This is a genomic window from Nonomuraea glycinis, assembly GCF_014646515.1.
Lineage (GTDB): Bacteria > Actinomycetota > Actinomycetes > Streptosporangiales > Streptosporangiaceae > Nonomuraea > Nonomuraea glycinis.
The window spans coordinates 579,343-600,572 of the sequence record NZ_BMNK01000002.1 but is presented as its reverse complement, the minus strand read 5'-3'; the positions used below and the strand labels follow the sequence as shown (position 1 = coordinate 600,572).

Here is a 21,230-nt window from a genome sequence, read left to right as displayed (position 1 = left end):
GCCCAGGCAGCCGCCTGGGCCCTGTTCCAACCCGTCAGCGCCGCGCCCGCCACTCCGAGACGACCCGCTCCACGTCGAAGGGCATCAGGTTCAGCGGCGGCCCGGACAGGCCGGTCCTGATGGCCGCACGGATCCTGTCGTTGATCTCATTGATGATCAACCGTACCTCGCCCTCGGACCTGGCCTTGGCGGCGGCCTCGAGCGACTCCTCGGCCTCCTTGCGCAACGCCAGCGTCGGCGGCAGCGGCATGGACAGCCCCTCGCCGCGCAGCTTCTGCTTCACCCACCACAGCTCGTCGCCGACCTTGTCCAGATCTGGGATCGGCTTGCCCTTGCCGGGCAGGTTGTCGAACTCACCCCGCTCCTCGGCTTCGCGAATCTGCCGGTCCACCCAGGTCTCGAACGGCATTCCCAGTGGCTTGCGCTCGGTCACGCGCGCCTCTCCCCTCTTCAGGCCAGGTTGTGCTTGGGTGCCACCGGCGCCCGCCAGCCGAGCATCGCCTCGGTCATCCGCACCGCCGCCACCGTGGCGGGCACGTCGTGCACCCGGACGATCCGCGCCCCGCGCAGGATCGCCATGACGTTGGCCGCGATCGTCCCCTCCGTCCGCTCGCCCTGCGGGCGGTCCAGGGTCTCCCCGATGAAGTCCTTGTTGGACAGCGCCACCAGCGTCGGATATCCGATCGCGGTGATCTCCTCCAGCCGCCGCATCAACTCCAGCGAGTGGTAGGTGTTCTTGTTGAGATCGTGTCCGGGATCGATGATGATCCGGTCGGCCGCGATCCCCGCCGCCAGCGCGGCCCGCACCCGCTCCCGCAGATAGGCCGACACGTCGGGCACGATGTCGGCGTAGTGCGGCCGCATCACCCGCCTGCCGGGCCCGCCGAGGCTGTGCGTCACCACGACCGTGGCGCCCGTCCGCGCCGCGACCTCCGCGAGGCCCGGCTCCCGCAGCCCGTTGGTGTCGTTGATCACGTCGGCGCCCGCCGCCAGCGCGGCCGCCGCCACGGCGGCGCGATGGGTGTCCACGCTGATCACCGCGTCGGTGACCCGGCGCACCTCGGAGATGACCGGCACCACCCGGTCGATCTCCGCCGCGACGTCGATCTCGGCCTGCGCCGCGCTGAAGGCGAACCCGCCGATGTCCACCCAGTCGGCCCCGGCGTCCACGGCTCGCCGCGCCGCCTCGACCGCCCGCTCAAGCTCGAAGGTCCGGCCCTGGTCGTGAAAGGAGTTGGGCGTACGGTTGACGATCGCCATGATCGCCACCTGCCGCCGGAAGTCGAACTCGCGCCGCCCGATCCGCCGCACGGGCTCGACCATCTCCGTCAAGGGGGAGAACGTCGTGCCGGCTCCGCTGCTCATGGCACCCATCCTCCAGAAGTCCGGTCACCACGAGCGAGCCTACCCGCCCGTTCCGCAGCCACCCGTCAGGCGGTGAAGCGCCCCGCGTGCGGGTGGATCCCGTTCGCCGCGACCCGGACGCGCTTCATCGGCGAGGTGCGCCTGGGCCCGCGCCGCGGCAGGCGCATGGTGATCTGAACCGTGGTGCCCGCGGGCCCGGTGCGCAGGTCGACGCCGTCACAGAGCCGCCGGATCAGATAGATCCCCCGGCCCGCGTACGCCGTGTCCGAAGGCTGCCCGTCGTTGAGGTAGGGGCCGGGGATGCCGGGGCCGTGGTCGACGGTCTCGACGCGGAGCAGCCCGTCGGCGCTCCACATCTTGAGGTGACCGCGCCCGCCGCCGTGCTCGACGGCGTTGACGATGCTCTCGTGGACGGCAAGCACGAAGTCCTCAAGCCGGGCACCCGCCAGCCCCGAGGTCGAGGCATGCCGTGCGACGGCACGGCGCAGGGGGGTGATCTCCTGAATGGTGAAGGGCTTGGTCAGTAACGTACTCATGGCAGGCTCCTCGCGATCGCTTGATCACCTGTCTGGACACGCCGACATGCGGGGTTCGAAGGGCGGTCTCCGGCGCCTTCGAACGGAGGGTCAGCGGGGTTCGCTCGGCGGGAGGGGACCGGCCGAGGCAGGTTCGATGGATCCATGAGTGACCTCCGTGTCGTAATGGACACCTAGGCCGCGCTTCTGGACCTCACGTGACTCTAGTCCTGCCCGACGAGCACGCCCTTACACCATCTGCCGGAAACATCGGAGGACTATCCCTCGGGTGTGGAGCGGGCCCCCGCGCCGGTGGCGAACTCACGCAGGCGGCGTCGGCCGGAGTCGGGGGCGAGCGGCGCGGTGTCCAGGCCGGCGCCCTCGCGCATGCCCTCCAGCACCGACCGGACGGCGTCGACGGACGAGTAGGCGGGCGTCCAGCCGAGCACCTCACGGGCCCGGTCCATCCTCATCAGCGGGATCTGCAGGGCCATCTCCAGCAGGCCGGGCGCGGCGGGCACGAGCCGCAGGTGCCAGCCCGCCGCCACGGCCGCCCGCGCCAGCCCCGGGGAGACCGGCACGAGCCGCGCGCCGAGCAGGTCGGCGAGCGCCGGCGGGTCGAGCACCGGGTCCGCGGCCAGGTTGAAGGCCCCGCTGACGGGCCGCACCACGGCCAGCCGGTACGCCTCGGCGGCGTCCTCGGTGTGCAGCACCTGCAGCTTGAGCCCGGGGATGTCCGGCACGAACGGGATGTTGCCCGCCTTGACCAGCCTGCGCGGCAGCAGCGGCCCGGCGAACAGCCTGCGCTGCTCGGTGGCCGCCGCCCGCTTGAAGATGAAGCCCGGCCGCATCCGGACCACCCGAATGCCGGGGTTGCCGTTCTCGAACACGTCGAGCACCCGCTCGACGTAGGCCTTCTCCCGCCCGTACGCGGCCCCGGCGCAGCCATGCGTGGGCCAGCTCTCGTCCACCGGCTCGTCCTTGGGCCGGGGCGAGTACGCGCCGACGGAGGAGGCGTAGACCAGGGCGGGCACGCCTGCCTCCGCCACCGCCTGGAAGACCCGCATGCTGCCCAGCACGTTGGCCCGCCAGGTGGCCATGGCGTTCCGGGTGGGCTGGAACAGCCAGGCCAGATGCACGACCGCGTCGGCGCCGTCGAAGATCTGCGACAGGTCGCTGGTGACCACGTCGGCCCGGTGCCACACGGTGCGGCCGGACTTCAGGCCGGGCAGCCGCCGGGCGACACCGGCAATGGACGTCACGCTCTCGTCGGCCTCCAGCGCCCGCACCACGCTCGTCCCGACGTTCCCTGTCGCACCCACCACCACGACTCTCATGCGGCAGTGGCTGCCCCGGCTGACGCCCGCGAAACCGTCTGAGCTGCGAAGTTCATGGTTTCAGCAGCACTTTGACGGCACCATTCGCCTTCTTCTGGAACATCTCGTACGCGTGCGGCGCCTCCTCCAGTGGCAGCCGGTGGGTCGCCAGATCCATCACGCCGAGCGGGTCGGCGTCGTCGGTCACCAGAGGCATCAGGTCGCCGATCCAGCGCCGGACATGAGCCTGGCCCATCCGCAGCGTGATGCCCTTGTCGAACAGGCGCAGCATCGGCATCGGGTCGGTCATGCCGCCGTAGACGCCGATGACGGAGATCACGCCGCCGCGCCGTACGGACTCGATGGCCTGGTTGAGCACCGCCAGGCGGTCGACGCCCGCGTGGGCCATGAGCGGCGCGGCGATGGCGTCGGGCAGGAGGCCGGTGATGGCCTGGGCGAACTTGGCGCCGGGCGAGCCGTGCGCCTCCATGCCGACGGCGTCGATGACGGAGTCGGTGCCGCGGCCGGCGGTGAGCTGCCTGATCGCCTCGGGCACGTCGGTGACGTCGCTCGCGTCGACGACTTCGATGCCGTGGCGGCGGGCCATCTCCAGTCGTTCCGGCACGCCGTCGACGCCGATCACCCGGTGGCCGAGGTAGCCGGCGATGCGGGCGCACATCTGGCCGATGGCGCCGAGCCCGAAGACCGCGACGCTGCCGCCTTCGGGCAGGTGGGCGTACCGGACGGCCTGCCAGGACGTGGGCAGCACGTCCGACAGGTAGACGAACCGCTCGTCGGGCGGGCCGGCGGGCACCTTGATCGGGCCGAACTGGGCCTGCGGGACGCGTAGGTACTCGGCCTGGCCGCCGGGCACCTGGCCGTACAGCTTGGTGTAGCCGAACAGCGCGGCGCCCATGCCGTGCTCGCGGACCTGGGTGGTCTCGCACTGGGCGTAGAGCTCCATCCCGCACATGTGGCAGTGGCCGCAGGAGATGTTGAACGGCACCACGACCCGGTCGCCGGGCTTGAGGCCGGTGATCTCGGCGCCGACCTCCTCGACGATGCCCATCGGCTCGTGGCCGAGGATGTCGCCCTCGGTCATGAACGGCCCGAGTACCTCGTACAGGTGCAGGTCGGAGCCGCAGATGCCGCTGCTGGTCACCTTGATGACCGCGTCGTTCGGCTCCTTGATCTGCGGGTCGGGGACCTCTTCGACCCGGACGTCGCGCTTGCCGTGCCAGGTGACGGCCTTCATGGCTCTCTCCTCACTGGGGGGCGCCTGCTCTCGCATACCCACATACCTGCCGTCAAACGAGTCGGCCGCCCTGTACGGAGTCATGCGCGGGTCTCGTCAGGTGCGAGAAAAACTCTGATCCCCCAATCGGCTTTACACCCTCCGTATTGAATGAGTAACTACTGGTGATGAAGCTCGACAGAAGGAGCCGGCTCATGACGGTCAGCTTTACCCCCAACCTTTTGGGACCGCGTGTGGACGAACGGCTGGCCGCGTTCCTCGACGGCTGGCGGGCGCCGGTGACCGACCAGGACGTGGTGGCCGCCTACCGATTGCTCATCGACTTCATCCTCACGGGCGGCAAGCGCGTCCGTCCCCAGCTGTGCTACTGGGGATGGCGGGGCGCCGGTGGCGAGGACTGCGAGGAGATCATCAGCGCCGCCGCTTCTCTTGAGCTCTGCCATGCGGGCCTGCTGATCCACGACGACATCATGGACGGCAGCGAGCTGCGCCGGGGCCGCTCCACCGTGCACCGCAGCCTCGCCCACCTGCACGCCGGGCCGGGCGCGGAGGCGTTCGGGCAGGCCGGCGGCATCCTGCTGGGCACGCTCAGCCTGGCCTGGTCCGACGCGCTGCTGTCCTCGTGCGGGGTCGAGCCGGCCCGCCTGCGCGCGGCGCACCACCTGTTCGACGCCATGCGCGCCGAGGTCATCAGCGGCCAATACCTGGACATTCTCTCCCAGTTGCGCACCGGGGCCAGCGTGGAGCAGGCGCTGACCACGATCCGCTACAAGACCGCCAAATACACCGTGGAGCGTCCTTTGCAGATCGGCGGCGCGCTGGCCGGGGGGACCCCGGAGCTGCTGGCCTCCTACTCGGCGTTCGGGCTGCCGCTGGGCGAGGCCTTCCAGCTCCGTGACGACGTGCTCGGCACCTTCGGCTCCTCGGAGGAGACCGGCAAGTCCGCGCTGGACGACCTGCGCGACGGCAAGCAGACGGTCCTGTTCGCGCAGGCGGTGGAGCGGGCCACGCCCGCGCAGCTCGCCTACCTGCGCACCTGGCACGGCAATCCCGAGCTGGCCGAGGAGCACGCCGCCGAGATGCGCCAGATCCTGCTCGACACCGGCGCGATCGACCGGGTCGAGTCGATGATCGAGGAGCGGGCGGGCCAGGCGGTCGAGGCTCTCGACGCCGCCCCGATCATGCCCGAGGCCCGGGTCGCGCTGACCGCGCTGACCGCCCAACTGGCCCACCGCGACAGCTGACCCGAATGGATCAGCCAGGAGCGGCGCTTCGGCCTGCCCGAGATCGATTACCCAGAGCCACTTTTTCTCACTGTTCGTAGTCAATCCTTCATGATCGGTGGTGCACGATGACCGAATCGACCGAATCGACCGCGCAGGGCAACGGCCAGCAGCTCAGCCTGAGCACCGATGCCGCGCGCAATCTGGCGACGACGACCAAGACCGCCCCGCAGATGCAGGAGATCACCTCCCGCTGGCTGCTGAAGCTGCTGCCGTGGGTGCAGACCTCCGGCGGCGTCTACCGGGTCAACCGGCGCCTGACCTACACCCTCGGCGACGGCCGCATCACCTTCAGCACCACCGGCGCGGAGGTGCGCGTCGTGCCCGCGGAGCTCTGCGAGCTGCCGATGCTGCGCGGCTTCGGCGACATCGAGGCCCTGGAGGCGCTCGCCTACCGCTTCGCCCAGCGCGAGGTGGAGGCCGGCGAGGAGATCGTCCGCGAGGACGACCCGATCGAGCAGCTCGTGCTGATCGCGCACGGCCGGGTCGCCAAGGTCACCACCGGCGCCTACGGCGACCAGCAGAGCCTCGGGATGCTGGCCGACGGCGACCACCTCGGCGAGCAGCTGCTCCTCGGCGGTGGCCAGTGGGAGTTCTCCGCGCGGGCCAAGACCGCCACCACCGTGCTGACCCTCTCCCGCGAGGACTTCCAGGCGCTGCTGGACCGCTCGCCGAGCCTGCGCGAGCACCTGGAGGCCTGGCAGGCCAGCGGTGAGCGGGCGCACAACGACTACGGCGAGGCCGCCATCGACATGTCGTCGGGCCACAGCGGCGAGCCCACCCTGCCCGGCACGTTCGTCGACTACGAGCTGAGCCCGCGCGAGTACGAACTGAGCGTGGTGCAGACCGTGCTGCGGGTGCACAGCAGGGTCACCGACCTGTACAACCAGCCGATGAACCAGCTCGACCAGCAGCTCCGCCTGACCATCGAGGCGCTACGCGAGCGGCAGGAGGACGAGATGATCAATAGCCGGGACTTCGGCCTCCTGCACAACGCCGACTTCAGCCAGCGCCTGCGCGCCCGCACCGGCCCGCCCACCCCTGACGACATGGACGACTTGCTGGCCAAGGTATGGAAGGACCCGGCCTTCTTCCTCGCGCACCCGCAGACGATCGCGGCCTTCGGCAGGGAGTGCAGCAAGCGCGGCCTGTATCCCCAGGCCGCCGAGGCGAGCGGTCACCGGGTGCCGGCCTGGCGCGGCGTGCCGATCTTCCCATGCAACAAGATCCCCGTTTCCGGGCGGCGGATGAGCTCCGTGCTGCTCATGCGCACCGGCCAGGAGAGTCAGGGCGTCGTCGGCCTGCACCAGACCGGCCTCCCCGATGAATACCAGCCGGGCCTGTCGGTCCGGTTCATGAACATCAACGAGAAGGCCGTCATCTCCTACCTGGTCACCGCCTACTACTCGGCCGCCGTGCTGGTCCCCGACGCGCTGGCCGTACTGGAGGACGTCGAGATCGGGCGCGAGGACTGACCGAGCATTTTCGCTCCCAGGGATAGGTGGTGTTTCGGTTGACGGAGTTGGACGAGCGGGGCTCGCGGCTGAGCCTTGATCCGGCCGCGGCGCGCAAGCTCGCCACCACGACCAAGACGGCTCCGCAGATGCGGGAGATCTCCCCGCGCTGGCTGCTGCGGGCGCTGCCTTGGGTCGAGCTCGCGGCCGGCGCCTACCGGGTGAACCGCCGGCTCACCTACGCGCCGGGCGGCGGGCGCGTGTGCTTCACGCACACGGGCGCGCGGCTGCGGGTGGTGCCGCCGAGCCTGACCGAACTGCCGCCGCTGCACGGGTACGGCGACCCTGCCGTGCTGGAGACCCTGGCCGGGCTGTTCGAACAGCGGGAGTACGCCCGCGGCGAGGCGATCGTGCGGGAGGGCGAGCCGGCCGGCGAGCTCGTCCTCCTCGCCTACGGCAGAGCCGCCAAGGTGCAGGCGGGCACGTACGGCGACAGCCTGGTGCGGGCCAGGCTGTCGCCCGGTGACCAGGTCGGGGCGGAGTTGCCGACGCCGCCCCGGTGGGGGTTCACCCTGGAGGCCGGCACCACCTGCACGGTGCTGGCCCTGCCCTGGCAGGCGCTGCACGACCTCGCCGGGCGGACGCCGTCGCTGCGCGAGCAGTTGGAGTCGCACCTGGCCGGGCTCGCCGAGCCCCGCACCAAGCACGGCGAGGCGCTGATCACGCTGGCCTCCGGCCACCGGGGCGAGCCGGTGCTGCCGGGCACCTTCGTCGACTACGAGCTGAGCCCGCGCGAGTACGAGCTGAGCGTGTCCCAGGCCGTGCTCCGGGTGCACACCAGGGCCGCCGACCTGTTCAGCGACCCCATGGACCAGACGGAGGAGCAGATCAGGCTGACCGTCGAGGCGGTCCGCGAGGCGCAGGAGCGCGAGCTGGTCAACAACCGCGACTTCGGGCTGCTGCACAACGCCGACCCGGCCCAGCGGCTGACCACGCGCTCCGGGCCGCCCACCCCGGCCGACCTGGACGATCTGCTCTGCCGGCGGCGGAAGACCCGCTATCTGATGGCTCACCCGCTGGCCATCGCCGCGTTCGGCAGGCAGTGCAGCGCCTCCGGCGTCTATCTGGACAGCGTCGAGCTGGACGGGAGCAGGCTGAGCGCCTGGCGGGGCGTGCCCATCCTGCCCTGCGACAAGATCCCGGTCAGCGGGGCGGGCACCAGTTCGATCCTCGCGTTCCGGACCGGCGAGGAGGACCAGGGAGTCGTCGGCCTGCACCAGACCGGCGTCCCCGACGAGTACCGGCCCGGCCTCAGCGTGCGGGTGATGGGCATCGACGAGCGGGCGGTCACCACCTACCTCGTCAGCGCCTACTACTCCGCCGCCGTTCTCGTCCCCGACGCGCTCGGGGTGCTCGGGGACGTCGAGGTCCACGGCTGATGACCCTGACCACACGAGCGGAGTGACGATGGCTCAGCCCTTCGAACTGCCCGACTTCTACCTGCCGTATCCGGCACGGCTCAACCCCCACCTCGAACAGGCTCGTGCGCATACCAAGCAGTGGGCTCGGGCGATGGGCATGCTGGAGGGCTCCGGCGTCTGGGAGGAGGCGGATCTCGACGCCCACGACTACGCGCTGCTGTGCGCGTACACGCATCCTGACTGTGACGGACCCGAGCTGAGCCTGATCACGGACTGGTACGTGTGGGTGTTCTTCTTCGACGACCACTTTCTTGAGATCTTCAAGCGGTCCGGGGATCGGGTGGGAGGTAAGTCCTACCTGGATCGGTTGCCCGCCTTCATGCCGATGGAACCGGGCGCGGAGGTGCCCGAGGCGACCAACCCGGTCGAGGCCGGGCTGGCCGACCTGTGGGCGCGTACGGTGCCCGGCACCTCCGCCGACTGGCGGGCGCGCTTCACCGAGAGCACCCGCAACCTGCTGAACGAGTCGCTGTGGGAGCTGTCCAACATCAACGCGGGCCGGGTGCCGAACCCCGTCGAGTACATCGAGATGCGCCGCAAGGTGGGCGGCGCGCCCTGGTCGGCGGGCCTGGTCGAGCATGCCGTGGGCGCCGAGGTGCCGGCCGTGATCGCCGGGTCGCGACCGCTGCGGGTGCTGCGCGACGCCTTCTCCGACGGGGTGCACCTGCGCAACGACCTGTTCTCCTACGAGCGCGAGATCGGGCAGGAGGGCGAGCTGAGCAACGGGGTGCTGGTGCTGGAGACGTTCCTCGGCTGCACCACGCAGGAGGCCGCCGACGCCGTCAACGACCTGCTCACCTCGCGGCTGCAGCAGTTCGAGCACACCACGCTCACCGAGCTCGGGCCGCTGTTCGCCGAGCACGCCCTGGACCCGCTCGCCTGCATGGGCGTGCTGGCCTACGTCAAGGGCCTGCAGGACTGGCAGTCCGGCGGCCACGAGTGGCACATGCGCTCCAGCCGCTACATGAACAAGGAGGCACGGTCCGCCCCCGCCCTGGGCATGAAGTCGGTCGTCGACCTGCTCGGCGCGAAGCGGATCCGGTCCTACGCGCACGTCCCCCACCAGCACGTCGGCCCCAGCCAGGTGCCGGAGCTCTACATGCCCTTCGAGGCGCGGCTGTCCCCCCACCTCGACGCCGCCCGCCGCAACCTGGTCGACTGGGCGCACCGGATGGGCATCCTCGAAGCCCAGCCGGGCGTCACCGGCTCGGCCGTCTGGGACGAAGCCAAGATCATCGACTACGATCTGCCGCTCTGCGCGGCGGGCATCCACCCCGACGCCTCGCTGGAGGAGCTCGACCTCTCCTCGGCCTGGCTCGCCTGGGGCACCTACGGCGACGACTTCTTCCCCGTCGTGTTCGGCCGCACCCGCAACCTCGCCGCCGCCCGCGCCACCGTGGACCGGCTGTCGGCGTTCATGCCGCTCGACGGCGCCACCTTCCCCCCTCCGGCCAGCCCGCTCGAATGCTCGCTCGCCGATCTGTGGCGCCGCTCGGCCGGGCCGATGGAACCACGAGCACGGCGTACGTTCCGCGAGGCGATCGAGAAGATGGCCGAGAGCTGGCTGTGGGAGCTGGCCAACCAGGCGGTGAACCGCATCCCCGACCCGGTCGACTACGTCGAGATGCGCCGGCTGACCTTCGGCTCGGACCTCACCATGGCGCTGTGCCGGCTGTCCCGCGCCGCCGCGATCCCGCAGGAGGTCTACGACAGCGGCCCGATGCGCTCGCTGGAGAACGCGGCACAGGACTACGCCGCCCTGCTCAACGACGTCTTCTCCTATCAGAAGGAGATCGAGTACGAGGGCGAGGTGCACAACGGCGTGCTGGTGGTGCAGAGCTTCTTCGCCTGCGACTACCCGACCGGGCTCAAGATCCTCGTCGATCTCATGGAGTCACGGATGCGGCAGTTCCAGCACGTGGTCGCGCACGAGCTGCCCATCCTGTGTGACGATCTCGACCTGGGCGAGGAGGCGCGGGGGGCGCTCGCCGATTACGTGCGGGAGCTGGAGAACTGGATGTCGGGCATCCTCGTCTGGCACCGCGGCTGCTTCCGCTACGACGAGGAGTCGCTGCGCCGCCACCATCGGCCCCCACGGTCCCGGCTGATCGGGCCGACCGGGCTGGGCACCTCGGCGGCGCTGGTCGTCTAGCCGGTCGTCTGGCGATCGTCTGGCTGATCGTTCGAAATGGGCGTTCGGGTGGGCGTTCAGCTGAGCGCCTGCTGGTGGGCCTCGTGGAACCAGCCCACCAGCTCCATCAGCCGTCGCTGGGACGGCGTGACGTTGTGCAGGCGGATCCAGCGCTGGGCGGGCGGCAGGGTGGGCAGCACGAGCACGCGGATGCCGGACAGGTCGATGAAGGTCAGCGCGCCGGTGTCGACGTCGATGTGGGTGCTGCCCTGCCGGGACAGCTCCAGCGTGTGCGCCAGGGCTCGGCTGTTGGTGACGTCGACCTCGCCGGTGAGTGTCACGGCGGGGACCGGCCTGGTGGCGCGCAGGGTAACGCGGAGCTGCTCGTCCTCATAGAGCAGCCGCTCCATGTCCGTCATCTGGCGCTCACCCCCATCACGTCGAGTCCCGGGGGCTGTAGCCGTTGTGTCACGAGCGAAGCTCTCGCGGTGACCGCATCGGCAGTGACCGAGAACCAGATTACCCGGAAGTCATCCGGAAAGGTGATTTTCGCGGAGTAATGACCGAATTGAGGCGCTTTTATAGACCGGAACGCCGACCGGCCCCGGCACGCGAAGTGCCGGGGCCGGTGGGGATGAGCCGGTGCGCCGTTCGTCCCCCGGTGGTGACCCCGAACGCGCGGCCACGCTGGCACCCTGCGTCCAGGGTGTCCGCCAGGAAGGGGGCGTGGCCGGCGGGATGCCGTGGGGTTCACCGGGGAGCGGCGCCCGCTCCCTAGTGGTGGTGCTCGTGCGTCTTGGTCTGGTTGTTCAGCAGGTCGACGTCGACGTTCTGCAGGTTGACCGCGCTGAGGACGTTGACGTACTTGAGCGAGTCGTTCAGCACGTCGTTGGCCAGGGTGGCGTCGTCGACGACCGCCCACTGGCCGAGGACCGCGCTGCCCGTGTTGGCGGTGCTGGGGCCGACGTCGGCCGAGGCCGCGGCGGCGGAGAAGCCGAACAGGGCGCCGACCATGGCGGCACCGACGAGGATGCGACGCATCATTTCTTTACTACTCCTTCGGATGGAATCCGCGCGGGGATGCGCGTCATCGCTGTCGTTCACTGGAATCGAGATGCCGCCGACAACAATCCAGCATCCGCGGCCCGGCCCACAAGCGATCGGGCCTAAACATGAGTAAAAAAGAATTCCCGATCCCAGAGCTTTTCAGCCAACCCCACATATGCGGACTTCTCAGCATATATCGGGCTGGTTGTGCATGTGATTTTTCAGGTTATGGCCACCTGCGGATCCAGCCTCCCCAAAGGGCGTTTTATCGCCATCGACGGGGAGGAAAATGCAGGGTGAAACGTCTTTCCAGGCGCCTGGCCGGCGAGGGCCCGGCGCGAAACGATTAACAGAAGCGGTGAATAGCCATGCGGATAGCAAGAATGCTTATCCTGATGGCCATGACAGGCGGCTGGTGCACGTTCCCCGAAATAATCGGTCCGACCGCCGTGATGGCCCGCTGCGCAGACCAGGATCCGGCGCGATGCGGATCGACGTATTCGCATGCGGCCGAGCGGATGCGTTATGCCGCCAGCGGCACGGCGCTGCGGGCGGCGATGGACATGATAGGCGTGCCCTACTCGTGGGGCGGTGGCGGCGTGCACGGGCCGAGCCGTGGCGTCGGCCGGGGCGCCAGAACCCGGGGGTTCGACTGCTCCGGCCTGACGCAGTACGCGTGGGCGAGCGCCGGCGTGCTGATCGGCCGCACCGCACGGCAGCAGTGGCGCCACGGGACCCGCGTGCCGAGGGAGCAGCTGCGGCCGGGAGATCTGGTCTTCTACGACAGCGATCCCCGGCAGCGCGGCCCCGAGCACGTCGGGCTGGTCGTGGACGGCGAGCACATGGTCAACGCCCCCTTCACCGGGGCGTCGGTGCGGGTGGAGCCGCTGGACAGGCCGACCTTCAAAGGCGTGGTCAGACCTGGATAGGCCGACCTTCAAGAGCGTGGTCAGGCCTGGATAGGGACGCGGCCCGGGTCACCCGCTCTTGAGTCAGGTCACCCGGGCCGCCCGCCGGACGGCCGGACGGTGCGCACCGAGCGGTCCGCGGCCTCGAGTATCCACGGTCGCTCTTCCGGAAATCACCTCACGCGTTCACACGTGAGACGGGCCGAGCCGGCGGTTCACCGGTATCGACCGGTGAGCTGGACGCGACGTGCCGCGCGCTTTCGCCGCGGACCGGCGTTTAGTGGCGGTGGTCGAAGTTGCCCTGCTGGTTGTTCAGCAGGTCCAGGTCGACGTTCTGCAGGTTGCCGATGGAACCGACGTTGATGTACTTGAGCGAGTCGTTGGCGACGTCGTTCAGCGCCGTGACATCGTCGACGATGCTGAACTGGCTGAGCACAGCCTGGCCGCCGTTGTAGGTGTTCGGGCCGACGTCCGCCGAAGCGGCGGCGGCTGAGAAGCCGAGCGCCAGGCCCACGATGGCTGCACCGGCGAGAATGCGACGGATCATGATCTGTATCCTCCATTGATCGGCGCGGTATTCCGACGCCATAGTCGTTTCTGCAGGGCTGTGAGGTGCCGCCAATTACTGTCCCGGCAGTGGCGTGGAACCGCAACCTGTTCTGCTCAGGCCGGGGTCAAGGAGCCGCCTCGTTTTCTTGGCCTACGGATTTCACGAGCCGCTGAACGGGTACACATCTGCGTCATCTCGGCCGCCGTCGAAAAGGCATTTATTTTGTCTGCCGCGAGAATGACCTAGCCGTTCCAGCACCTGCGGTTAGACAATGATCAACCGGCCCTTGAGAAACGTGCGCGCGTATCCTCAGTCGATCCGGTCCAGAGCCGCAGAGAGGCGGTGAAGGGCCGCCAAGGACTCCTGGAAAGCCGGCAATCCCAATTCGGCGGCGAGCCGGTCGGCCAGCTCCTGGTGGGCGGGGCCGATCTCACTGATCGCCGCGCGCCCCTCGGGGGTCGGCCTGAGCAGCTTGGCCCGGCGGTGCGCGGGGTTGGGCAGGTATTCGGCCAGCTCCTTCTCCACCAGCAGGTCGGCGATGCGCTGAACGCCCTGGCGGGTCATGCCCATGGCCCTGGCGATGCCCGCGACGGGCAGCGGCTCGCGCAGGACCGCGCCGAGCACCTGCCACCAGGCCGCCGTCAGCCCGGCCGGCCGGGCCAGCCGCTCGGAGACCTCGAGCAACCGGCCGTTGAGCCGGAAGACGGCCAGCGCGGTGCCGGAGAGCAGGTCGCCCGAGGCCATCGGCTCGCTCATGCCGACATCAGCACCTCGTAGGCCGAGCCGTCGCTCCTGGCGAACAGCCGGTGCCACGCGTCGAGGACCTCGGGCGTGCAGACGTCGAGCCTGCGGAAGATCTCGCGGGCGAAGGCCACCGGCTCGGTGGGGCCGGCGGTGACCAGGTCGCCGCCGGTGACCGCGTCCTGGTCGAGGTAGTGCCCGGCCCCCGCGTAGCCCTCCTGGGCCGCCAGGTAGTGCACGACGGCGCTGGTGTGCGCGCGCTCGTCGAGCAGGCCTTCGCGGGCCAGTCCGGCGACCGCGCCGCAGATGGCCGCGACCGGGACGCCCTCGTCCAGGAACTCACGGGCCTTGCGGGCGAACGGCGCCAGGTCGTCCCCGGCGTCCCACAGGTCGGCGCCGGGCAGGATGAGCATCGCGCTGTCCCGCGGCGAGAGCCGGTCGAGCGCGCGGGCGGGGGTGACGCGCAGGCCGCCCATGCTGGTGACCGGCTCGGTGGTGAGCCCCACGGTGACGATCTCGTAGCCGCCCGGCTCGCGGTGGAAGCGGCCGCTGCGGAGGTGGGCGGTCGCGTGCCCGACCTCCCAGTCGGCCATGGTGTCGTAAACGCCGACATGGACCGTCTTCTTCGATGTGCTCATGACAGTATGTTGTCATCACGACAGCATGTTGTCAATCCATTCCCGTGCGAGGATAGAGCCCATGGCAGAGATCGTCGGCGGTGGACCTCCGGTCAACGACGCCGAGCGGCGGGTGATCTCCCATCTGCGGGATCAGGCGCCGGCCGAGTGGCTGCTGCTGCACAACGTCGAGGTTCCGCGCGGCGAGGACGTCTTCGAGGTCGACCTGCTCGTGCTGACCGGGCACTCGCTCGTGCTCGTGGACGTCAAGGGCAACCGGGGCCGCATCGAGGTGTCGGGGTCGCGCTGGTTCCCCTCCCGCAGGGAGGCGTTCGGCTCTCCCGCGACCAAGTTGCGCGGCACCGCCAAGGCGCTCAAGGGCCTGCTCGTCTCCAGGGCCACCCAGCTCGAACGGGTCTACGTCGACAGCCTGGTGGTGCTCACCGCACCCGACGCCGAGCTCGTCGACCCGGCGGGACGCGACGTCGCCAACGTCACCGACCTGCCCCGGCTCATCACCACGCTGAGCGACGTCTCCCGGGTCAGACGGGGGTGCAGCCCCGACGCCAGGCCGTACATGACGGCCATTCTCGACGCGCTCAACCAGACCGTGCGGCGCAGCACCGCGCCCCCCAGGTTCGGCAACTGGGAGGTCCAGGAGCGGCTCGGCGGCGACGCCAAGACCACCGAATACCGCGCCTTCAACGTCACCCTGCCCGGCAGCGAGACCGTGCTGCTGCGCGTCTACCAGGCCGACCCGCTGGCCGACCAGGCCGGGCGGGCCGCGGAGCGGCAGCGGATCGCCAACGCCTACCAGACGCTGGCCAGGATCCCCCCGCACCCGTGCGTGGTGCGCTCGCGTGACTTCTTCGCCATCGACGACGAGAGCCGGTTCGTGCTGGTGCTCGACGACGTGCACGGCCAGGCGCTGCACCTGCGCCTGGGCGAGGGGGTGCGGCTGAGCGTGATCCAGGACCTGCTCAGCGGCCTGGCCCACGCGCACGCGCACGGCGTCGTCCACCGCGCGCTCACCCCGGCCAGCGTGCTGGTGACCGACGACGGGCACGCGGTGCTCACCGGCTTCGACTACGCCAAGCCCGGCCCGCGCGACTACACGGTCGCCCACGAGCTGCACAACATCCTCGACGCCCACTATGTCGCGCCCGAGTGCCAGGAGCGGCCCGACCGGATGACCGCCGCCTCCGACGTCTACTCCGCCGGGGTGATCGCCTACCAGCTGCTCACCGGCGAGCTGCCGACCAGCGCCGACGCGCACGGCCCCGATGTGCCCGAGGTGGTGCGCCGGATGCTCGACCACGCCCCGGCCAAGCGCCCGAGCGCCGCCGAGTCCCTGGCCGCCCTCCAGGGTGCGGCGGTTCAGGAGTCCCCGTTCAGACGCCTGCTGCGCCGCCTGACGTCCAGGGCATAGCTCACAGGCTTGTTCGAAGCGAGGGCGTAGCTCACACGGGCAGTGCGCGGCGCAGCTCGCTGGCTTGTTTGAGGTAGTCGAGGGCCAGTCCGGTACGGCCGGCCGAGTGGTGCAGCTCCCCCAGCAGCTGGGTGGTCGAGGCCTCGCCGCTGCGGTCCCCCAGCTCCTGGAAGACCAGTAGCGAGCGTTCCAGCCCGGCGGAGGCCGGCGCCAGCTCGCCGCGCGCCACCTGCAGCCCGGCCAGGCTCTGCAGCGCGTACGCCCCGCAGTGCCGGTCGCCGAGCGACTCGAAGATCTCCAGCGCGTGCCGGTGGAAGGACATGGCCTGGTGCAGGTTGCCCATCTGGAGGCAGACGCAGCCCTCGCGGTGCGCGTCGCCGAGCTCCTGCGCCAGCCGCATGGCCTGGCCGAGCGACTCCGACGCCTGCGCCAGGTCGCCGGACTTCAGGCAGGCACGGCCGATCGCCTGCCGGGCGAAGGCCTCGCCGTGCTGGTCACCAGCCGCCAGGAACATGGCCAGGGCCTGCCTGAAGTGGCCGAGCGAGCGGGCCTGGCCACCACTGAACTGGCTGACCGCGCCCAGCCCGCAGACCGAGGTGGCCTCCGCCCTGGTGTCGCCCAGCTCACGGAACAGCCGCCGGGAGAGGGTGAAGCCGGCGGCGGCCTCCTCGTACCGGTCCTGGTAGAGGGCGACCTGGGCCAGGCCCCTGAGCATGGCGGCCTCGCCGTAGGTGTCGCCCGCCGCGCGGGCGGCGGCCAGCGCGACGGTGTGCGTGCGCTGCCAGGTGTCCAGGTGGCAGTGCAGATCGAGGTACGGGACCATGGCGGCGGCCAGTCCCCAGGCCGAGGCGGCCAGCCCTGCCTGCGCCGCCACGCCGACCGCCCCGGCGAGCGCCTCGTGCTCGGCGTCGAACCAGGACAGCGGGTCCGAGGTCAGTCGTTCCAGCGTGGTCTCGGGCAGCCGCCAGCGGGGCACGACCGCCGTGGTGAGGCTGAAGACCGTGGTCGGCAGGCGTTCCATGGCGTGTTCGGTGGTCGCGGTCCAGGCGGCCAGCACCCTGGCCAGGCCGGCCCGGTCGGGCTCGCGGCCGACGGCGTGCCGGCGGATCAGGTCGGGCAGCCGGTAGCGCGGCTGACCCACCGGGTCGGTGCCGACCAGCTCCAGCAGGTTCACATCGACCAGCAGGTCGGTGACGTCGTCGGCGCGGTGCCGGTCGAGCGCGGGGCCGACCACCCAGCCCGGCTGGGCGGACCCGCCGAGCAGGCCGAGAGTGCCGAGAGTGCTGGCCGCCTCGTCCGGTAAGTAGCGGTAGCTGCGGTCGAGGCTGGCCCGTACCTCCTTGAGCTCGCCGAGCCGGTCGTCGGCGAGTCGCTGCCTGAGGACCGCCAGTGACCAGCCGGGCCGGCCCGCCAGGCGGGCGCCGACGCTCCTGAGCGCCAGTGGCAGCCGCCCGCAGGCGGTCACGATGGCCAGGGCCTCCTCGTGCTCGCGGGCCACCCGGTCGGCGCCCGCGATCCGGCCGAGCAGCAGCAGCGCCTCCTGGGTCGGCAGCTCGCCGAGGTCGATCTGCAGGGCGCCGGGCAGCTCGGTGATCCGCCGCCTGCTGGTGACGATCACCGCGCAGTCGTTGCCCGGAAGCAGTGGCCGTACCTGGTCCGCGTCCAGGGCCTTGTCGAGCAGCAGCAGCATCGGCTGCTCGGCGAGCAGCGAGCGCAGCAGGGCCGAGCGCTCGTGCAGCGTGGCCGGCGGGCTCTCGACGCCGAGCGCGCGCAGCGCCTCGGCCAGCAGCTCGGCCGGTTCCTTGCCGTCGAGGTCGAGGTAGAGCTGTCCGGCGGGGAAGCGGCCGCGCAGGGCGTGCGCGGCGTGCACGGCGAGGGTGGACTTGCCCGCGCCCGGCGCTCCGGAGATCACCGCGATGGTGAAGGGCCGGGCCAGCGCGGCCAGCTCCTCGCTCCGGCCGGTGAAGTCGGGCACGTCCGGGGGAAGCTGGTGCGGCACGGGCGGCGGGGCCTCGTCGGTGAGGATCGTCTCGTAGGCCCGGCGCAGCTCCGCGCCGGGCTCGACGCCGAGCTCGTCCACCAGCCGGGCGCGGACGGCGGCGTAGGCCCGCAGCGCCTCGGCCTTCCTGCCGCCGCCGTGCAGGGCGAGCAGCAGCCTGCTCCACAGATCCTCCCGGTACGGGTGCTCGGTCAGCAGGGCGCGCAGTTCGCTGACCGCGCCGGCGTGGTCCCCTCGTTCGACGCGCTGGCCGATGAGCCGCTCGGCGGCGTATAAGCGCAGCTCCTGCAGCGGTTCGAGGCGGCGGTCCCACAGGGGGTGGCCGGGCAGGTCGGCCAGGGGCGCGCCCCGCCAGAGCGCGAGCGCGTCGGCGTAGCGGGCCTGGGCCGCCAGGTCCTCGAAGGCCAGCAGGTCGAGGGCGCCGTCCGGCACGTCGATGGCGTAGCCGGAGCCGTCGCCGCGCAGCAGGGGACCGGAGTCGGCGCCGGCCAGGTCGGACCGCAGCGAGCTGACGTAGGTGCGCAGGTTGGCCTGGGCGGAGCGCGGCGCGCACCGCGGCCAGAGCACCTCCACCAGCTGGTCGGCGCTGACCACCCGGCCGGCGTCGAGGAGCAGCGTGGCGAGCAGCAGCTTGGGCTTCCTGCCGGAGACGCGGACGGCTCGCCCCGCCGACCGGACTTCCAGCGGTCCTAGCACATGAAAGGTAACCGTCATGACGCACCAGCTCCTTTTGGAGGCCTGACAGCTTTTTGTACCGGTTCTGGACGTTTTCTGTGCGGCTTATCCGGACTCTGGTGCCAGAGATCCCTCCCGAAAGGATCACCCTCATGAGGTTCAGCGGCGCATTGGTCGCGGGCATCGCCCTGTTGGCCAGCCTCGGAACGGCCTCGACGGCCTCCGCCGATCCGGAGGTCGGGTCAGAGCAGGCACAGATTCTCGCCACGAACTTCCAGCTGCCCTTCCCCTGCGGGCAGAGCTGGACGGGCAACTCCAACGCGAGCAGCGCGCACCAGTCGTACGAGATCGACTTCAATCGCGGCGACTCGGCCAACGCCGACCTCGGCGACACCGTCGTGGCGGCCGCGGCCGGCACCGTGGCCATCTCCGCGCACCAGGGCTCGACCAACGGGTTCGGCAACCTGGTCAAGATCGACCACGGTAGTGGCTGGGCCACGTACTACGCCCACCTGGACACCCGCTCCGTCAGCGCGGGCCAGAGCGTGTCGCAGGGCCAGAAGGTCGGCACCGTGGGCCGGACCAGCAAGCCCGGCAACAACATCAGCGCCCACCTGCACTACGAGGTACGGCAGGGCGAAGGCTACCCGGGCAACATCCGCCAGGCCGTCTTCAACGGCACCACCTTCGGCTATCCGAACCAGACGGTGACCTCGCGCAACTGCGGCGGGGCGACCAACCCGTACACGCCGACGGAGGTGTGCGGCGCGGGCTTCAGCGTGATCGACTCGGCCGCGCTCGGCTCGGCCGGCACGGTCTATCTGCTCTACAACACCGCCAACGGCCAGAACTGCGTGGTCACGCTGAAGAAGACCTCGCTCGGCCAGGCCACCGCCACCTCCGCCTACCTGGAGGTCCAGGGCAGCGCCAGGAAGACCGACTCCGGCAACTTCGCCTACTACGCCGGACCGGTCAAGGCCTCGGCGCCCGGCACCTGCGTCAAGTGGGGCGGCAAGGCCGGCTCGTCCACGTACGACAGCCTCTTCGAGCACTGCGGCAGTTAACGCAGCACGCCGCCCCGCCGGAACCGCAGCTCCGGCGGGGCGGCCCCCCTCCGAACAGTCCTAGGGAGCACACCGGATCGTGAAAGCCAAGATCCTGATCGTGACCGCCGGGTTACTCGTCCTGTCCGGCCAGCACGCCGCCCAGGCGGCGCAGAATCCGCTGTCCGACGCCTTCGCCAAGGCCGCCGCCACCTATGACGTGCCGCGCGACCTGCTCGTCGCGGTCGCCTATGCCGAGTCCCGGCTCGACGGCCATGCCGGCGAGCCAAGCGCCAGCGGCGGCTACGGCGTCATGCACCTGGTCAGCAACCCCGCCACGCACACGCTGGAGGAAGCCGCCAAGATCACCGCCAAGCCGGTGAGCGAGCTGAAGTCCGACGACGCCGCCAACGTGCTCGGCGGCGCGGCCGTGCTGCGCGCCCAGGCCGACGCCCTCGGACTGAGCGCCGCCGCGCGCAAGGACACCGACGCCTGGTACCCCACGGTGGCCGCCTACAGCCACGCCGCGGCCGCCGACACGGCCAAGATCTACGCCGACGCCGTCTACGAGACGCTGGCCGGCGGGGTCGACGCCCGAGGCGTCCAGGTCAAGGCGCAGTCCGTCGACCCCGACCTGGGCAAGTACGCCGAGGCTCCGCGCCGGCTCGCCGCGGCCACCGACTACCCGGGAGCCCGCTGGGTCGCGGCGAACGCCGCCGGATACGCGGTGTCCAGCCGCCCGACCAGTGATGCGATCGACCGGATCGTCATCCACGTCGCCCAGGGCTCGTACGCGGGCACGATCTCGTGGTTCCAGAACCCGGCGGCCAAGGTGTCCAGCCACTACGTGGTGCGCTCGTCCGACGGCCAGGTCACCCAGATGGTGCGGGAGAAGGACCGGGCCTTCCACGCCGGCGACTACAACAGGCGCTCGGTCGGCATCGAGCACGAGGGCTTCGTGGACAACGCCTCGTGGTTCACCGACCAGATGTACCGGGCCTCGGCGGCGCTGACCCGCAACATCGCCGACAGGTACGGCATCCCCAAGAACCGCACGCACATCGTCGGCCACGTCCAGGTGCCCGGCACCGACCACACCGACCCCGGCCCGCACTGGAACTGGACCACGTACATGAACTACGTGACCGGCGGCTCCGGCGGCGGCACCAACCCGCACACCCCCGAGGAGGTCTGCGGCAGCGGCTTCAAGGTGATCGACTCGGCCGCCCTCGGCACGGCGGGCAAGGTCTACCTGCTCTACAACACCGGCAACGGCCAGAACTGCGTGGCCACGATGAAGCTCACCTCGCTCGGCCAGGCCACCGCCACCTCCGCCTACCTGGAGGTCCAGGGCAGCGCCAGGAAGACCGACTCCGGCAACTTCGCCTACTACGCCGGACCGGTCAAGGCCTCGGCGCCCG

At 70.6% G+C, this 21,230-nt stretch carries 19 protein-coding genes; 8 read left to right on the top strand and 11 right to left on the bottom strand.

Annotated elements, in window-relative coordinates:
* Window positions 1-34: 34 nt before the first annotated feature.
* The 5 genes from IEY87_RS08100 to IEY87_RS08080 all read right to left on the bottom strand — a co-directional run bounded on the left by IEY87_RS08100 (window position 35) and on the right by IEY87_RS08080 (window position 4,451).
* Complete coding sequence (locus tag IEY87_RS08100; RefSeq protein WP_189137848.1) at window positions 35-433, bottom strand: DnaJ family domain-containing protein; 399 nt, start codon at window positions 431-433, stop codon at window positions 35-37.
* A 17-nt stretch (window positions 434-450) separates the two neighbouring features.
* Window positions 451-1,365, bottom strand: coding sequence for a dihydropteroate synthase (gene folP / locus IEY87_RS08095; protein ID WP_225277691.1), 915 nt, complete (start codon window positions 1,363-1,365; stop codon window positions 451-453).
* Between the two features lie 65 nt (window positions 1,366-1,430).
* Window positions 1,431-1,901, bottom strand: coding sequence for an ATP-binding protein (locus tag IEY87_RS08090; RefSeq protein WP_189137847.1), 471 nt, complete (start codon window positions 1,899-1,901; stop codon window positions 1,431-1,433).
* Window positions 1,902-2,158: 257 nt separating this feature from the next.
* Window positions 2,159-3,217 (bottom strand): NAD-dependent epimerase/dehydratase family protein, encoded by a 1,059-nt coding sequence (locus tag IEY87_RS08085; protein WP_189137846.1) that lies wholly within the window; start codon window positions 3,215-3,217, stop codon window positions 2,159-2,161.
* 52 nt (window positions 3,218-3,269) lie between these two features.
* Window positions 3,270-4,451: a zinc-dependent alcohol dehydrogenase gene (locus IEY87_RS08080; protein WP_189137845.1), complete on the bottom strand. Its 1,182-nt coding sequence runs from the start codon at window positions 4,449-4,451 to the stop codon at window positions 3,270-3,272.
* A 194-nt stretch (window positions 4,452-4,645) separates the two neighbouring features.
* On the opposite strand from IEY87_RS08080, the gene IEY87_RS08075 reads away from it, so the two are divergent.
* The 4 genes from IEY87_RS08075 (at window position 4,646) to IEY87_RS08060 (ending at window position 10,821) form a co-directional block, all read left to right on the top strand.
* The gene (locus IEY87_RS08075) at window positions 4,646-5,695 is read left to right on the top strand and encodes a polyprenyl synthetase family protein (protein ID WP_189137844.1); all 1,050 of its coding nucleotides are present in this window, start codon (window positions 4,646-4,648) and stop codon (window positions 5,693-5,695) included.
* Between the two features lie 107 nt (window positions 5,696-5,802).
* Window positions 5,803-7,209 carry a family 2B encapsulin nanocompartment shell protein gene (locus IEY87_RS08070; RefSeq protein WP_189137843.1) on the top strand — a complete coding sequence of 469 codons (1,407 nt, stop codon included), beginning with the start codon at window positions 5,803-5,805 and terminating at the stop codon, window positions 7,207-7,209.
* A gap of 38 nt (window positions 7,210-7,247) precedes the next feature.
* Window positions 7,248-8,627 (top strand): family 2B encapsulin nanocompartment shell protein, encoded by a 1,380-nt coding sequence (locus tag IEY87_RS08065; RefSeq protein WP_225277690.1) that lies wholly within the window; start codon window positions 7,248-7,250, stop codon window positions 8,625-8,627.
* Between the two features lie 28 nt (window positions 8,628-8,655).
* Window positions 8,656-10,821 carry a terpene synthase family protein gene (locus IEY87_RS08060; protein WP_189137842.1) on the top strand — a complete coding sequence of 722 codons (2,166 nt, stop codon included), beginning with the start codon at window positions 8,656-8,658 and terminating at the stop codon, window positions 10,819-10,821.
* Between the two features lie 56 nt (window positions 10,822-10,877).
* On the opposite strand, the gene IEY87_RS08055 is transcribed toward IEY87_RS08060, so the two are convergent.
* Complete coding sequence (locus IEY87_RS08055) at window positions 10,878-11,219, bottom strand: STAS domain-containing protein (protein ID WP_189137841.1); 342 nt, start codon at window positions 11,217-11,219, stop codon at window positions 10,878-10,880.
* 355 nt (window positions 11,220-11,574) lie between these two features.
* The gene (locus IEY87_RS08050) at window positions 11,575-11,844 is read right to left on the bottom strand and encodes a hypothetical protein (RefSeq protein WP_189137840.1); all 270 of its coding nucleotides are present in this window, start codon (window positions 11,842-11,844) and stop codon (window positions 11,575-11,577) included.
* Window positions 11,845-12,365: 521 nt separating this feature from the next.
* On the opposite strand from IEY87_RS08050, the gene IEY87_RS08045 reads away from it, so the two are divergent.
* Complete coding sequence (locus IEY87_RS08045) at window positions 12,366-12,776, top strand: C40 family peptidase (RefSeq protein ID WP_189137839.1); 411 nt, start codon at window positions 12,366-12,368, stop codon at window positions 12,774-12,776.
* Window positions 12,777-13,032: 256 nt separating this feature from the next.
* Here the strand turns inward: IEY87_RS08045 and IEY87_RS08040 are convergent, their stop codons facing one another.
* From IEY87_RS08040 to IEY87_RS08030, 3 genes are all read right to left on the bottom strand, one after another.
* Window positions 13,033-13,302: a hypothetical protein gene (locus tag IEY87_RS08040; protein WP_189137838.1), complete on the bottom strand. Its 270-nt coding sequence runs from the start codon at window positions 13,300-13,302 to the stop codon at window positions 13,033-13,035.
* Between the two features lie 312 nt (window positions 13,303-13,614).
* A complete protein-coding gene (locus IEY87_RS08035; protein ID WP_189137837.1) occupies window positions 13,615-14,061 on the bottom strand; it encodes a MarR family winged helix-turn-helix transcriptional regulator in 447 nt (148 codons plus the stop codon).
* Window positions 14,058-14,684, bottom strand: coding sequence for a type 1 glutamine amidotransferase family protein (locus IEY87_RS08030; RefSeq protein ID WP_189137836.1), 627 nt, complete (start codon window positions 14,682-14,684; stop codon window positions 14,058-14,060). The genes IEY87_RS08035 and IEY87_RS08030 overlap by 4 nt, the downstream gene beginning before the upstream one ends.
* 61 nt (window positions 14,685-14,745) lie before the next feature.
* Between IEY87_RS08030 and mads6 the strand changes: the two genes are divergently transcribed.
* Window positions 14,746-16,092, top strand: coding sequence for a methylation-associated defense system protein kinase MAD6 (gene mads6 / locus IEY87_RS08025; protein WP_189137835.1), 1,347 nt, complete (start codon window positions 14,746-14,748; stop codon window positions 16,090-16,092).
* Window positions 16,093-16,123: 31 nt separating this feature from the next.
* Here mads6 and IEY87_RS08020 read toward each other — a convergent pair whose 3' ends face one another.
* Window positions 16,124-18,805 (bottom strand): AfsR/SARP family transcriptional regulator, encoded by a 2,682-nt coding sequence (locus IEY87_RS08020; RefSeq protein WP_189137834.1) that lies wholly within the window; start codon window positions 18,803-18,805, stop codon window positions 16,124-16,126.
* 113 nt (window positions 18,806-18,918) lie between these two features.
* Between IEY87_RS08020 and IEY87_RS08015 the strand changes: the two genes are divergently transcribed.
* Together IEY87_RS08015 and IEY87_RS08010 are read left to right on the top strand one after the other, a co-directional pair.
* Window positions 18,919-19,830, top strand: a complete 912-nt coding sequence (locus IEY87_RS08015) for a M23 family metallopeptidase (protein WP_189137833.1) — start codon at window positions 18,919-18,921, stop codon at window positions 19,828-19,830.
* A 79-nt stretch (window positions 19,831-19,909) separates the two neighbouring features.
* The coding region (locus IEY87_RS08010) for an N-acetylmuramoyl-L-alanine amidase (RefSeq protein WP_229699307.1) at window positions 19,910-21,230 on the top strand (1,321 nt) is incomplete at its 3' end.

Coding starts and splice junctions, on each gene's coding strand:
- IEY87_RS08030 (WP_189137836.1), bottom strand. CDS start 14,684: ATGAGCACATCGAAGAAGACGGTCCATGTCGGCGTTTACGACACCATG.
- mads6 (WP_189137835.1), top strand. CDS start 14,746: ATGGCAGAGATCGTCGGCGGTGGACCTCCGGTCAACGACGCCGAGCGG.
- IEY87_RS08060 (WP_189137842.1), top strand. CDS start 8,656: ATGGCTCAGCCCTTCGAACTGCCCGACTTCTACCTGCCGTATCCGGCA.
- IEY87_RS08075 (WP_189137844.1), top strand. CDS start 4,646: ATGACGGTCAGCTTTACCCCCAACCTTTTGGGACCGCGTGTGGACGAA.
- IEY87_RS08080 (WP_189137845.1), bottom strand. CDS start 4,451: ATGAAGGCCGTCACCTGGCACGGCAAGCGCGACGTCCGGGTCGAAGAG.
- IEY87_RS08090 (WP_189137847.1), bottom strand. CDS start 1,901: ATGAGTACGTTACTGACCAAGCCCTTCACCATTCAGGAGATCACCCCC.
- IEY87_RS08040 (WP_189137838.1), bottom strand. CDS start 13,302: ATGATCCGTCGCATTCTCGCCGGTGCAGCCATCGTGGGCCTGGCGCTC.
- IEY87_RS08035 (WP_189137837.1), bottom strand. CDS start 14,061: ATGAGCGAGCCGATGGCCTCGGGCGACCTGCTCTCCGGCACCGCGCTG.
- IEY87_RS08085 (WP_189137846.1), bottom strand. CDS start 3,217: ATGAGAGTCGTGGTGGTGGGTGCGACAGGGAACGTCGGGACGAGCGTG.
- IEY87_RS08050 (WP_189137840.1), bottom strand. CDS start 11,844: ATGATGCGTCGCATCCTCGTCGGTGCCGCCATGGTCGGCGCCCTGTTC.
- IEY87_RS08055 (WP_189137841.1), bottom strand. CDS start 11,219: ATGACGGACATGGAGCGGCTGCTCTATGAGGACGAGCAGCTCCGCGTT.
- IEY87_RS08045 (WP_189137839.1), top strand. CDS start 12,366: ATGCGTTATGCCGCCAGCGGCACGGCGCTGCGGGCGGCGATGGACATG.
- IEY87_RS08015 (WP_189137833.1), top strand. CDS start 18,919: ATGAGGTTCAGCGGCGCATTGGTCGCGGGCATCGCCCTGTTGGCCAGC.
- IEY87_RS08070 (WP_189137843.1), top strand. CDS start 5,803: ATGACCGAATCGACCGAATCGACCGCGCAGGGCAACGGCCAGCAGCTC.
- folP (WP_225277691.1), bottom strand. CDS start 1,365: ATGAGCAGCGGAGCCGGCACGACGTTCTCCCCCTTGACGGAGATGGTC.
- IEY87_RS08020 (WP_189137834.1), bottom strand. CDS start 18,805: ATGACGGTTACCTTTCATGTGCTAGGACCGCTGGAAGTCCGGTCGGCG.